This window comes from Thermosinus carboxydivorans Nor1, assembly GCF_000169155.1.
In the GTDB taxonomy this organism is placed as follows: domain Bacteria; phylum Bacillota; class Negativicutes; order Sporomusales; family Thermosinaceae; genus Thermosinus; species Thermosinus carboxydivorans.
The window spans coordinates 18,647-32,448 of the sequence record NZ_AAWL01000005.1 but is presented as its reverse complement, the minus strand read 5'-3'; the positions used below and the strand labels follow the sequence as shown (position 1 = coordinate 32,448).

At 49.8% G+C, this 13,802-nt stretch carries 12 protein-coding genes; all 12 read right to left on the bottom strand.

Annotation, left to right across the window (positions count from 1 at the left end; genetic code table 11):
- Positions 1–2 precede the first annotated feature (2 nt).
- Positions 3–419 carry a MaoC family dehydratase gene (locus tag TCARDRAFT_RS05095; protein ID WP_007288946.1) on the bottom strand — a complete coding sequence of 139 codons (417 nt, stop codon included), beginning with the start codon at positions 417–419 and terminating at the stop codon, positions 3–5.
- Positions 420–439: 20 nt separating this feature from the next.
- The gene (locus tag TCARDRAFT_RS05090; protein WP_007288945.1) at positions 440–1,639 is read right to left on the bottom strand and encodes an FAD-binding protein; all 1,200 of its coding nucleotides are present in this window, start codon (positions 1,637–1,639) and stop codon (positions 440–442) included.
- 15 nt (positions 1,640–1,654) lie between these two features.
- The gene (locus tag TCARDRAFT_RS05085; protein ID WP_007288944.1) at positions 1,655–2,440 is read right to left on the bottom strand and encodes an electron transfer flavoprotein subunit beta/FixA family protein; all 786 of its coding nucleotides are present in this window, start codon (positions 2,438–2,440) and stop codon (positions 1,655–1,657) included.
- Positions 2,441–2,485: 45 nt separating this feature from the next.
- On the bottom strand, positions 2,486–3,625 hold the full coding sequence (locus TCARDRAFT_RS05080) for an acyl-CoA dehydrogenase (protein WP_007288943.1): 1,140 nt from the start codon (positions 3,623–3,625) through the stop codon (positions 2,486–2,488).
- 114 nt (positions 3,626–3,739) lie between these two features.
- The gene (locus TCARDRAFT_RS05075; RefSeq protein ID WP_007288942.1) at positions 3,740–4,918 is read right to left on the bottom strand and encodes an acetyl-CoA C-acetyltransferase; all 1,179 of its coding nucleotides are present in this window, start codon (positions 4,916–4,918) and stop codon (positions 3,740–3,742) included.
- A 70-nt stretch (positions 4,919–4,988) separates the two neighbouring features.
- Entirely contained in the window at positions 4,989–6,539 is a 1,551-nt protein-coding gene (locus tag TCARDRAFT_RS05070) for an acyl CoA:acetate/3-ketoacid CoA transferase (RefSeq protein ID WP_007288941.1), read from the bottom strand.
- A gap of 314 nt (positions 6,540–6,853) precedes the next feature.
- Positions 6,854–7,165 (bottom strand): hypothetical protein, encoded by a 312-nt coding sequence (locus TCARDRAFT_RS05065; RefSeq protein WP_007289061.1) that lies wholly within the window; start codon positions 7,163–7,165, stop codon positions 6,854–6,856.
- Positions 7,166–7,171: 6 nt separating this feature from the next.
- Positions 7,172–7,468, bottom strand: coding sequence for a NifU family protein (locus tag TCARDRAFT_RS05060; protein WP_007288940.1), 297 nt, complete (start codon positions 7,466–7,468; stop codon positions 7,172–7,174).
- An 8-nt stretch (positions 7,469–7,476) separates the two neighbouring features.
- Positions 7,477–8,964: a 4-hydroxyphenylacetate 3-hydroxylase family protein gene (locus TCARDRAFT_RS05055; protein ID WP_007288939.1), complete on the bottom strand. Its 1,488-nt coding sequence runs from the start codon at positions 8,962–8,964 to the stop codon at positions 7,477–7,479.
- A 299-nt stretch (positions 8,965–9,263) separates the two neighbouring features.
- Complete coding sequence (nifJ, locus tag TCARDRAFT_RS05050) at positions 9,264–12,785, bottom strand: pyruvate:ferredoxin (flavodoxin) oxidoreductase (protein ID WP_007288938.1); 3,522 nt, start codon at positions 12,783–12,785, stop codon at positions 9,264–9,266.
- Between the two features lie 17 nt (positions 12,786–12,802).
- Complete coding sequence (locus TCARDRAFT_RS05045) at positions 12,803–13,330, bottom strand: hypothetical protein (protein WP_007288937.1); 528 nt, start codon at positions 13,328–13,330, stop codon at positions 12,803–12,805.
- Between the two features lie 177 nt (positions 13,331–13,507).
- Positions 13,508–13,768: a hypothetical protein gene (locus TCARDRAFT_RS05040; RefSeq protein WP_007289060.1), complete on the bottom strand. Its 261-nt coding sequence runs from the start codon at positions 13,766–13,768 to the stop codon at positions 13,508–13,510.
- Between the last annotated feature and the right edge of the window lie 34 nt (positions 13,769–13,802).

The following is a 13,802-nucleotide window of genomic DNA, read 5'->3' as shown; positions in this document are numbered from 1 at the left end:
CTTTACTTCTTCATGACCGTTGCCTTGCCGTCCACTACGACAACGCCGTCCTGGTTGGTGACAGTTGTTTTAAGAATAACGCGGTTTTTGCCTTCAATCTTTTCGAGGACCTCAACAGTCGCGGTAACGGTATCACCGATTTTCACCGGCGCCTTAAAGACAAGTTCCTGCGCCAAATAAATGGTATTCATTCCCGGCAGAGCCGTGCCGAGAACGGCGGAAATGAAGCCGGCTGACAGCATGCCATGGGCAATTCGCTCTTTAAACATGGTCGTCTTGGCAAACTCAGTATTTACATGGACAGGGTTGAAATCGCCAGTCAGTCCGGCAAAGGTATAAACGTCATACTCGGTAACCGTCTTGGACATACTGGCCTTGTCGCCAATTTTTATGTCCTCAAACTTTACGTCCTGAACCACAAGGTCCTCCTCCTTTGCTCTTAGGCTTGCTTAATTTTGCGGAACTCCTCAGTTAATATCGGCAAAACTTCCAGGACATCCCCGACGATGCCAAAATCGGCCACCTTGAAGATCGGCGCATCCGGATCTTTGTTAATGGCGATTATAACATCCGAAGAAGACATACCGGCTAAATGCTGGATAGCCCCGGAAATACCACAGGCAAAATAAATTTTGGGACCTACCGTTTTACCGGTTTGGCCGACCTGATGAAGTGCAGGCTTCCAACCGGCGTCTACGGCCGCACGGGAAGCGCCGACCGCGCCGCCAAGCACCTCCGCCAGTTCTTCGACAAGACGGAAGTTCTCGGGAGCGCACATGCCACGGCCGCCGGATACGATTATTTCTGCTTCTTCGAGGTTGCAGGAAGCAGTGCATACCTGAATGATATCGATGAGTTTGGTCCGAATATCTTCCGGTTTCACCTTGCTGGGAACACGGATAATTTCGCCGGTCCGCGAATAGTCCGGAACAGGTCGCTTAAATACTTTCGGCCGTACCGTACCCATTTGCGGGCGGTGATCCGGACATAAAATGGTCGCCATGATATTACCGCCGAAAGCAGGGCGGGTCCAGGCAACCAGGCCAGTTTGTTCGTCAATACCAAGCCCGGTGCAGTCGGCGGTAAGGCCGGTACCGACCCGGCAGGCAACGCGGGGACCAAGGTCCCGGCCGTCATTGGTCGCACCCAGCAGCACCACCGACGGTTTGTAGGTTTGAATTAAATCGGTGAACGCAATGGTGTAGGCATCAGTATTATAATGTTTGTACTCCGGCCCTTCCACCAGGTAGACCTTGTCGGCACCGCAGGCAAATGCTTCTTTCGCCAGGTGCTCAACCTTGTCGCCAATAATGACGCCAGCCAATTCCTGACCGAGCGCGTCAGCGAGCTTGCGTCCCTCGCCCAGGAGTTCGAGGCCGACGCCCCTTGCCTGGCCACCTACCTGCTCGATAAATACCCAGACGCCTTTGTATTGGTCTTTATCTGCAGCTGCCGTTTTTTCTTCCTCTTCCCGGATGATTGCACCGACAGGACATGCGTCAATACAAGCACCGCAGGCGGTACAAGCCTCGGTGATGAATGCCTTGTTATCACTTTCCATAATGATTGCACCGAACGGACAAGTACTAACACAAGCGCCACAACTAACGCACTGATCTTTTATCACTTTAATGGCCATCTTCTTTACCCCCTGTTAGATGATCTTCGCTTCAGTTAATTTCTGGAGCAAAACATTTACGGCTGCACGGGCGGTCTCTTCTTGAATAATTACGCCCTGGGTGCGTTGTTGTGGGGTAAAAATGCGGCGTACCTGCGTGGGAGACCCCTTAAGACCGATTCTTTCGGGATCAACATCAAGATCATTTACTGTTAGCACGGGAATTTCCTTGCGGTTAGCCTTCATCGTGCCTTTGACGGTCGGATAGCGGGGCTCGTTGATCGATTTTACAACGGTGAGAAGCACCGGCAGGGTAGTTTCGATAACCTCGTAGCCTTCTTCATGCTCCCGTTCTACGCGGACGGTATTGCCATCTACGTCAATCTTAGCCACATATGTTACCTGCGGAATGCCAAGGTGTTCGGCAATCTCGGGGCCAACTTGGGCCGTATCACCGTCGATAGCCTGTTTGCCGCAAATAATAAGATCGAATTTACCAATCTTGCGGATTGCTGCCGCCAAAGTGTAGCTGGTAGCCAAAGTATCGGCGCCGCCAAAAGCACGGTCGCTGATGAGAATGGCTTCATCGGCGCCCATAGCCAGACATTCTTTCAAAGCATCCTTAGCCTGCGGAGGTCCCATGGAAATAACGGTGACGCGGCCGCCATGTTTTTCTTTAAGTTGCAGCGCCGCCTCAACGGCGTTCTTGTCAAAGGGGTTAACGATGCTCGGCACACCCTGGCGGATAAGCGTATTAGTCTGCGGGTCGATTTTTACTTCGGTAGTGTCAGGCACCTGCTTGACACAGACGATAATTTCCATAGCTACGTCCTCCTGTTTGTTCTTTTCTGTCGCATGCTCCGTTTTTTAACGCAACAGAGCGCCGGATATCACCATACGCTGTACTTGGTTGGTACCTTCGTAAATTTGGGTAATCTTAGCATCGCGCATCAGCCGTTCCACAGGATACTCGCGGCTGTAGCCATAGCCGCCGAAGATTTGTACGGCATCGGTAGTAACCGCCATCGCTACATCGGAAGCATACATCTTGGCCATGGCGGCTTCTTTGGAATAAGGTAGTCCCTGTTGTTTCAAATAGGCAGCACGGTAAGTAAGCAGACGAGCGGCGTCAACTTTGGTTGCCATATCGGCCAACATAAATGAGATGGCCTGATTGGCGGCAATAGGTTTGCCAAACTGGACTCTTTCCTTAGCATATTTAACCGCATAATCCAGCGCGGCCTGAGCAATGCCGAGAGCCTGCGCAGCTACGCCAATGCGGCCGCCGTCCAAAGTGGTCATGGCGATTTTGAACCCTTCGCCCTCTTTTCCTAGCAGATTTTCTTTTGGAACCTTGACATCCTGGAAGATGAGTTCCATGGTCTGCGAGGAACGAATACCCATCTTATGTTCTTTTTTGCCAAAAGTGAAGCCAGGCATGCCTTTTTCCAGAATAAAGGCGGAAATGCCCTTGACTCCCTTTGATTTATCAGTCATAGCAAAAATGACATAAATTTCTGCCTCACCGGCGTTAGTAATAAACATCTTGCTGCCATTAATGACATAATGATCGCCATTTAAGACCGCCGTGGTTTGTTGGGAAGCGGCATCAGTACCGGCGTTGGGTTCTGTTAAACCAAATGCGCCCATTTTTGTTCCTTCAACCAGCGGCCGGAGATATTTTTGTTTTTGTTCTTCAGTGCCGTAAGTGTAAATTGGCCAGGCGCACAGCGAAACAGTGGCCGACAAAGCGATGCCCAAGCCAGCGTCCACTTTGGACAACTCTTCAATAGCGATAATGTAGCTAAGATAATCGCTATCAGCACCGCCATATTTTTCGGGATAGCAGATACCCGTCAGTCCCAGCTCGCCCATGGCATTATACAGTTCACGGGAGAAATACTCCTTCTCGTCCCGGTCAACGACGCCCGGTGCTAACTCTTTCTCTGCAAATTCACGCACCATTTTTTGCATCATTTGGTGCTCTTCGGTGAGTTGAAAATTCATGTAAATCCCTCCTAATTTATTTTTGAGAGCTATAAGCTCTACTTATCGCGTGAAAAAAGTCACAATAGTTATTTTTATGAGTGCCAATAGAAAATCTATTGGCACTCATTAATCCTACATCCGCTCCACGATTGTCGCCACGCCCTGACCACCGCCAATACACAGTGTTGCCAGACCGGTCTTGACGTTTCTTAGTTCCATGGCGTGAAGAAGCGTTACCAGAATGCGGGCGCCACTGGCGCCAATCGGATGCCCCAAGGCAATGGCGCCGCCGTGGACATTAACTTTTTCTTTAACAAAGCCAAGTTCCTTGCCAACGGCCAAAAACTGGGCGGCGAAGGCTTCATTAGCTTCAATCAGGTCAATATCATCCATAACCAGTCCCGCTTTGGCGAGGGCTTTGCGCGTCGCCGGCACCGGGCCCATCCCCATAATACTGGGATCAACGCCGGCCGAAGCGTAAGAACGGATGCGAGCCATTGGCTTTATGCCAAGCTCCTTGGCTTTGTCGGCCGACATTACCACCAAAGCCGCAGCGCCGTCGTTTATGCCCGAAGCATTGCCGGCCGTGACCGTACCGTCTTTTTTAAACGCCGGTTTTAACGCACACAGCTTTTCGACCGTAGTGCCCGCTCTGGGATATTCGTCAGTATCAAAGATCTTATCACCTTTTTTATCCTTAATAACGACAGGAACTATTTCCTTTTTGAAGGCGCCGCTTGCGATAGCTTTAATTGCTTTGTCCTGGGATTCAAAAGCCAGTTGGTCTTGTTCTTCCCGAGTAACACCGTATTTTTCCACTATGTTTTCGGCCGTTATTCCCATATGATAGTCATTGAAGGCACACCACAAACCGTCGGTAATCATAGAGTCGATCAGTTTACCATGTCCCATCCGGTAGCCCCACCGGGACTTGTCAAGAAGATAGGGGGCGTTAGTCATGCTTTCCATACCGCCGGCCACAACGATATCGGCATCGCCAGTCATAATCGCTTGTGCTGCTAAATTTACAGCCTTTAAACCGGAGCCGCAAACTTTATTAATAGTCATAGTCGGAACCTCAACTGGTAAACCTGCCTTCAACGCCGCCTGGCGGGCGGGATTTTGCCCTAGCCCAGCCTGGAGCACATTGCCCATTATTACTTCATCAACCGCGCTGGCTGGTACGTTAGCTCGTTCAAGTGCAGCCTTGATTACAAAACTTCCCAGTTCCGGAGCTGAAAATGGAGCCAGTGTGCCATTGAAACTTCCAATTGCTGTCCTTACAGCACTAGCAATTACAACTTCTCGCATGCCAACACTCCTCTTTTTGTAATTTATTTAACTTATTTTAATTTTAGCATTTTTTACCATAAATGTTCAATCAAATTTTAAGACCCATTAACCCCGGTTTAAAAATTCGTTCATCCATCAGTTTCAGATTAGGCGAAATGAGGGGTTTAAACTCCATAAGGGCCAATACTTCTTTTTCGAGGTCGATCCCCGGGGCAATTTCCGTGAGCATCATTCCTTCCGGCGTAAGCTCAAACACCGCCCGCTCCGTAATATACATAACAGGCTGTTTAACTTTTTGGGCGTAGAGCCCACTGAAGGTTATTTGCTCTACCTGGCGGAGAAACTTTTTCGCCTTGCCTTCATTCACAATGCGAAGTTTGCCATCTTCCACATGTACTTTAAGGCCCCCGGCGGTAAAGGTGCCACAGAAGATGACGCGCTTAGCATTTTGCGTAATATTGATAAAACCGCCACACCCGGCTACCCGGCCTTTAAATTTACTGACGTTAATGTTGCCCTGTTGGTCTGTCTCAGCCAGGCCCAGGTAGGCCAGGTCCAAACCGCCGCCATCATAGAAGTCAAACTGATAAGGTTGGTCCAAAATGGCTTCAGCGTTTATCGCCGCACCAAAGCTCAGCCCCCCTGCCGGCACGCCGCCGACCGGCCCAGCCTCAACCGTCAGCGTCATTGTATCGCCAATGCCTTCTTCATTGGCCACCATTGCTACACCTTCTGGCACGCCAATACCCAGATTGACTTTCGCATTCGGAATAAGCTCCATGGCAGCACGGCGGGCAATAACCTTGCGCTCATCCAGCGGCATGGGCGGAATAGCGGAAAGCGGTACGCGGATTTCCCCGGAGTAAGCCGGATTGTAAACTTCGGCATAAGTTTGCATATGCTGAGCAGGCTCTGGCGCGACCACAATATAGTCGACAATAATGCCCGGCACCTTAACCTGCATCGGGTGGAGACTGCCATTAGCCACAATGCGCTCGACCTGAGCGATTACGATACCGCCTGACGCTTTTGCCGCCTGAGCAATGGACAAAATTTCCAAAGAAACCGCTTCATGTTCGATGGTAATGTTGCCTTTTTCGTCGGCGCTAGTCCCCCGAATTATGGCCACGTCGACAGGGAACGGTTTATACCAGAGCCATTCTTCGCCGCCCAGTTCGATTACCTCGACAAGATCCTCTTTGGTAATGCTGTTGATCTTGCCGCCCTCAACCCGCGGATCGACGAAAGTGTTAAGCCCGACTTTGGTAATAACGCCCGGTTTGCGTCCAGCAATGTTACGGAACCAATGAGTCAGCGTCCCCTGGGGAAAGTTGTAGGCCTCAATCTTGTTCTCCACAGCCAACTTCCCTAGTTTCGGAGCCAAATTCCAATGGCCGCCGATTACACGCTTTACCATTCCTTCGTACCCGAGGTGATTAAGCCCACGGTCTTTGCCGTCGCCCTGGCCTGCGCAATAAACAAGCGTTAGACCGCAGGGTTTGCTTTCGGCAAGAAACCGTTCTTCCATTGCGGCGGTAATCGCTTCCGGATGGCCGTTGCCCACGAACCCGCTGGTAGCGACAGTTGCGCCATCCCTAATGAGCTTTGCTGCTTCCAGAGCTGAGATCACTTTGGCCATGTTTATCACTCTCCTTCGCACAAACATTTGCTAAAATAAACATGCAAGTATCATGCCAAACAATAACATGCCCGCTATTTCTCTTAAGCAGCTCCGCTAGCTCGTCTGACTCCTGCCGCAAGCAGCGCTACAATTATGATTTTTTCGTGTCATCAATTGCGCAAATGTGCACTTCTCTGTACGCAATAATGTCTAATAATTTGTACAATGTCTATGCAAATAAACAAAAAACCTGGTCATAGTGGCCAGGCCGGCAAAAATTAGCTTATCCTCAGGCAGCCGGCCAATATCAATACGGTGTACGCAACTTTCATTTACGTCTTCAATTGCCGAAAGTAATCCATCACCTTCATAACAATTTCGTCACTAAGCCGTCCTAGATCTACATTCATTCCATCTACCATATCAGCGGCGACAGTTATTGCCGGTCGCCCGCCGCTGTGGTATTTATTCGCACAACTGACAGTACAACCACTTAAAAATACTATGAAATCCGCATCCAGCGTGTTAAACAGTATTTGAAATCCCTGCCCGGCCAATAGCTGGCTTACTTCCTTGGCAATTTGACCTCTGTCGATCCGCGGATTGCAACCGCCGCAAAAATAGATACTTACCCGTCTGTTCATATGGCTTTAGCTTACCGGCCTCCGGCGCAAAAATTTTAAGGCTTCTTGTAGCAATTCTTCGTCAACTTCGTAAACCGGAATAACGCCTTGCAGATCAGGACAAGCATCGCGCAAGGCAGCTTCCACTACCTCTGCCAGCGTCTGCTGGGCGCCGGGGCATGTACTACATGCCCCGGTCAGCCGTACTTTGATATACCCATCATCAGTAATTTCCTGTAAACTAATGTCGCCGCCATGACTAAGCAAACTTGGACGCACCTTTTCGTCAAGAACTTGTTGAATAATTTTCTTATCTATTGCCATAGTCCACCCTATTTGGTTGCCGCCACTTCTTTCTGGGCTGCGCAGCCGGTGGGGATGCCGGCGATGGCTTTGGCTAGTTCTTTCTTGTGTTCAAGATTGCTTTGGCGGGAAATCATGATACGCTGGGCTTGCGGCGAACCGGCGCCGTGCATTGACTCGGTTCGGTAACCAACAGCGGCGGTGCCCAGAGTAAGGTTTTCAATGAGCCGCAGGACGCGCATACGGTACTCAGTGGGCACCGAAGCTACGCCACGCAGATATTTTTCCACTACTTTGCCAATTTCGGGATGGCGCAGGTCTTGCTCCGACGGCATCGTAACCATTAAGCCGCCGGCAATGTCTTCGGCCAGACGGGCAATCTCATAAGGGAAACGGGTGACGTTTTGTTTGCAGACGTTAGCTAGCAGCAGGTCGATCAGATAAGTGCCCGACGCCGTCTTATAACCTTCGGCCGAGCAGGCAATGCCGCAGGCGTAAAGTGTTTCGTTAAGATGGATCATCTCAATAAGTTTATCTTTAATATGAGAGGCTTTGGCTGCGCCGTTGTATTCAGCCGCCAGGGCGGCCGCGCCGATCAGCACGTCCCCGACACCGACCTTGCAGCCACCGTAGCTTTGCCGGTGGTAGCCCGCAAACCGTTCTACCAGGGCGCCGCTGAATTCGTACTCCCCGCACATGAAGACATTTTCCCAGGGAATAAACACATTATCAAAGACCATCAGGGCCTCATGGCCACCAAATTGCTTGTTGCCGACGTCGATGTCGCCGCCTTCCAGCTTGCGGGTGTCACAAGACTGACGACCATAGATGTAGAAAATACCTTCAGCATCAGCCGGCGCCGCAAAGCAGACGGCATAGTCAGCATCGTCTTTACCCATAGTCATGGTCGGCATGACCAAAATCCAGTGCGAGTTAACCGCGCCGGTCTGGTGCGCCTTGGCTCCACGAATGACTATCCCGTCGGATCGCTTTTCCGCGACATGGACATACAAATCCGGGTCGGCCTGCTTATGGGGCGGCAGACTGCGATCACCTTTGGGATCGGTCATAGCCCCGTCGACTGTCCAGTCTTCATCCTGCATGCGACGGAGAAACTTAAGGAAGCGTTCATGGTATTTGGTCCCAAGTTTTTGATCCATTTCAAAGGTCACGCTGTCAACGGCGTTGATGGCATCCATCCCGACGCAGCGCTGGAAGCAGGCTGCTGTTTTTTGACCAAGCAAACGCTGCATCTTGACTTTTTTGATTAAATCGTCAACACTCTGGTGAAGATGGCAAAAACGGTTGATTTTCTTACCGGTCAGGTGCGACGTAGCGGTCATAAGATCTTCATACTGCGGATCCTGAGCCAGGGCATAGGTCATCTTAACCGAGTTCATCGATGGACGGATAATGGGGTGGTCTACCGGACTTTTAACCAGTTCACCTTGTAGGTAGACCTTGAGTTTGAGTTGACGTAAGCTCTCTTCGTATTGTTCGGGTGTTTTTAATGGCATAAGACATACCCCTCTCCTAGTCAATTCTTTTATATTAACCAAGCAACAAACTGGCTACGCTATATCAAAAATTTTGCCTGGATTCAGAATATTATTGGGATCCATCGCCTACTTGCCGTGGGGAAGTTTTTCATTGAGGAATCTCTATACACACCGTATCGCCGCATTATCCATAACAAACGTAATATCATTAATATCATAATGTACATATTCTGGGCAATCAGGAGTAACAGTGGAGGAACAAAACGGGGGTCGCCTTCATCCCACGGCTAAAGTCGTGGGATGAAGGATGCGTTCCGTCATTGTGCTGCCAACCGCTTATACATTTCCAGCCTTTCCTTGGCATCCTGCTCTGCCTTGGCGAAAAGTTCCTGCGCCGCCTCGGGGAATTGCCTTAAAAGCGCTGAATACCGGACTTCGCTCTTGAGAAAGTCCTGGAAACTGGCAGTCGGTTCTTTGGAGTCCAGAATAAACGGATTTTTGCCTGCTGCTTTAAGCTGCGGGTTATAGCGGTAAAGCACCCAATAGCCTGCCTCCACCGCTCTTTTGGCCTGAGCCTGGCTTTTGCCCATTCCGCCCTTAATACCATGATTTACGCAAGGAGCATAAGCGATGATAAGTGACGGACCAGGATAAGCTTCCGCTTCGACAATAGCCTTGATGGCCTGGTTTTTATCCGCGCCCATGGCAATTTGCGCCACATAGACATAACCATAGGACATCGCCATTAGTCCCAGGTCTTTTTTGCGCGTTTTCTTCCCGCTAGCAGCGAACTGAGCGACCGCCGCCGCCGGTGTAGCCTTGGACGATTGTCCGCCAGTGTTGGAGTAAACCTCGGTGTCGAAGACAAGAACATTGACGTCTTCCCCGGCTGCCAACACGTGATCGAGACCACCAAAGCCGATATCATACGCCCAGCCGTCGCCGCCGAATATCCACTGCGACCGTTTAACAAAGAAATCCTTTTGCTCGTAGATAGCATTCAAGAGGGGGTCACTTCCTTTTTCCGCTTCCAAGGCCGCGATCAGGCGATCAGCCCGTTCCCGCGTGCCGGTCCCCTCGTCCATATGAGCCAGCCAGTCGGCCAGGGCATCCCTCAGGTTGGGGCCGATGTCTTTGCCAAGTGCTTCCTTTACTTGTTCCGCGAGGGTTCTGCGGACTTGCTGCACTCCCATGTGCATGCCGAACCCATACTCGGCGTTGTCTTCGAACAGGGAAAAGCCCCAGGCCGGCCCGAAGCCGCGATGGTTGGTGGTGTAGGATATGGAGGGAGCAGAGGCACCCCAGACAGTTGAACAGCCGGCCGCATTGGCTATCATCATGCGGTCGCCGAAAAGCTGTGTGATAAGCTTTGCGTAAGGCGTTTCACCACAACCAGCGCAAGCACCGGAGAATTCCTGCAGCGGCTGGGCAAATTGACTGCCTTTGACGGTAACTTTCTGAGCTGCGGGAATTGGTTTGGGTGAAATGCTGCAAGAGTAATTCCACCATTCTTCGGAAATCGGTCGAACATCCGCCAAGGGTTTCATAATCAGCGCCTTTTCCTTCGCCGGGCAGACATCAACACAATTGCCACAACCAGTGCAGTCCAAAGCAGAAATCGCCAGGTGGAAGAACAGGCCCGGATAACCTATCGCTTCTTTAGTGGTAAAACCAGATGGAGCATTTTTTAGTTCATCGCTGTTGATCAACAACGGCCGGATGACCGCATGCGGGCAGACAAACGAGCATTGGTTACACTGGATGCATTTATCAGCCTGCCATACTGGTACTTCGATGGCTATGCCCCGTTTTTCCCAGGCTGTGATCCCCAGCGGGAAAGTGCCGTCTTCCCGGCCGTTGAATGTGCTGACCGGGAGCTTGTCGCCTTCCTGACGGTTCATGGGTACCACGACTTTTGCGATGAATTCCGGTAGTTTTTTGCCGCTGTTGTCCGCTTCATCCTCGGCGTATTGCCAGCTTGCAGGCACCTCAATTCGGCACAGTTCCCGGACGCCTCGCTCGATAGCGGCAAAATTCATATCAATGATAGCCTGTCCTTGTTTACCGTAAGCTTCGATGACGGATTCTTTGAGGTAGTGGATAGCATCTTCCACGGGGATAATGTCGACCAATTTGAAAAAGGCTGCCTGCATGATCATATTTATGCGTCCGCCGAGCCCCAGTTCTTTGGCAATATCTATCGCGTTGATAGTGTAAAACTGAATATTGTTTGCCGCGAGATAGCGTTTCATGGCGGCGGGAAGATTCTTTTCTAGGTCGTGCATCTGCCACTGACAGTTGAGCAGGAATTTGCCGCCTGGTTTCAACCCAGCCAGTATATCATACTGGTTGACGTACGCCTGGTTGTGGCAAGCGATGAAGTCGGCATTGGTGATAAGGTAGGAAGACTGAATGGGCTGCTGCCCGAAACGTAGGTGAGAGATGGTTAGGCCGCCTGATTTTCTTGCGTCATAGGCAAAGTAGGCCTGAACGTACAGGTCAGTGTGATCACCGATGATTTTAATGGCGCTTTTGTTGGCGCTTACCGTGCCGTCCGAGCCCATTCCCCAGAATTTGCAGCAAACGGTCCCCGGCGGAGTGGTATTGATGGTTTGCGGGTATTCCGGCAGGGAGGTAAAGGTCACGTCGTCAGTAATGCTGACAGTAAAAGCGTTGCGCGGTTTTTCCTGTTTGAGGTTTTCATAAACTGCGGCTATATGCGCCGGAGTGAAGTCTTTCGAGCCCAGTCCATAGCGTCCGCCGACAATAACTGGCGTTTCGGCGCAGCCGTAAAAGGCGTTTTTGACATCCAGATACAGGGGTTCGCCGGCTGCCCCCGGTTCTTTGGTCCGGTCGAGAACGGCGATTTTGCGGACGGTAGGCGGAACAACCCGCAGGAAATGTTCGATAGAAAAGGGGCGATAAAGATGGACTTCAACAAGTCCAACTTTTTCGTCACGAGCATTTAAGTAGTCAATGGTTTCCCTAATGGCATCACAGCCTGAACCCATAGCAACAATAATACGTTCAGCGTCGGGAACGCCATAGTAGTTGAACAGTTGATAATTGCGTCCAGTAAGTTTGTTAATTTCGTTCATATAGTGCTCGACAATGCCGGGAATTGCCAAGTAAAATTTGTTAACCGCCTCGCGAGTTTGGAAATAGATATCCGGATTTTGCGTCGTACCCCGGACCACCGGATGGTCGGGATTAAGCGCCCGCCGGCGGAACTCCCGGACCGCCTCTTTATCAAGCAAATTGGCTAATTCCTCATATTCCAAAACTTCGATTTTCTGGATTTCATGGGAGGTGCGGAAACCGTCGAAGAAGTGAAGAAAAGGTACACGACCTTTAATGGCGGCTAAATGCGCTACCGCCCCCAAATCCATGACCTGCTGAACACTGCTGGATGCTAGCAGCGCGAAACCTGTCTGGCGAGTGGCCATCACATCCTGATGATCGCCAAAGATACTTAGCGCATTAGCTGCCAATGCACGGGCACTTACATGAAATACAGCGGGCAATAACTCGCCAGCTATTTTGTACATGTTAGGAATCATAAGAAGCAGCCCCTGCGACGCGGTATAGGTAGTAGCAAGAGCCCCTGCCTGGAGACAACCATGAAGTGTTCCGGCTGCCCCTCCCTCGGATTGCATTTCGATTACTCTCACCGGTTGTCCAAAAATGTTTTTCCGGCCAAGAGCCGACCATTCATCAACTAATTCTGCCATTTGTGAAGAAGGCGTAATTGGATAAATTGCCGCTACATCAGTAAAAGCATAAGATACATATGCGGCCGCAGTATTACCATCCATAGTTTTTTTTCTACGTGTAGACATGGTTAATTCTCCTTTCCTTAACAACCACGTAAATATATTTCTAAATTGAAATACCCACTTACCTTATCATAGGGTAAATAATATACTTTTTTTAAATTTATTTCTTTAATATATAAACCACCACCCATTTCACTTGTCCCACATCCATCTAAAATAATTATTGCAGCTGCAACCGGCGTCTCCGCAATTAAATCTAGCATTTTGTCAATTTTTGGTTTTTCTTTTTCAATTTTACTTATTATCCCTTTGAATTTTTTAATCGCTTCTTCATTAATCCCAATCAAAGCCAACCCAGGACCACCTGGATACGATACTATGCATATATTTTCTTTTATAAATTCCATCTCACCTCGGGCCGACTGTACTCTCTCAAAAGGAGAGCCAATTACACCGCCCCCCACTTCGACTACAGTTTGATTGTTTAAACTTAATGCTAAAATATCAATCTCCGCTGTTGTAAAAAATTCACCTTGCTTTGCTAACCAATTAATAGCGGTTACCGAAGAGTATGATGAGCTAGCAAGGATTAGGCCCCAATTGTGCACCTTGCGTTACATCCATAGTAATGATGAAAGGCCTCATAATGTTCGTGGTGTACATAAATTTCCTTAAGTGGGTGGAAAGCTCTTCCTAGTTCCTCAGCCAGAACCTCACCACCAAGGCATATTGGGCTTTCCATTTGCCCTCCAGGGCTTTAATGGTAGCCAAAGCTTGTGTTTCGTTTACCGCTTTATAAACGTCCTTGAGATCTTTAATAAAAGCAGGCGATCTTTTCTTTGTATGCCCGTTTCTCGAGTTATTGTTTTTTTGTTGCGGTAGTTATACCGGCTATAACCCAGCTCATGATCGAGTACAGTTTCAAGCATTTCCTGGATAAGCTGGCCGAATAAGGTCTTGACTGCTTCCTGGGCGTCTTGGGCGGTCACCAGGTTGTTCTCTTGGATAAAAGCTCGCAGTTGCTCCTTAGAGAATGTACATACCATTGGTCTTACCCCTCTGGCTTAAATTTAGCATTTA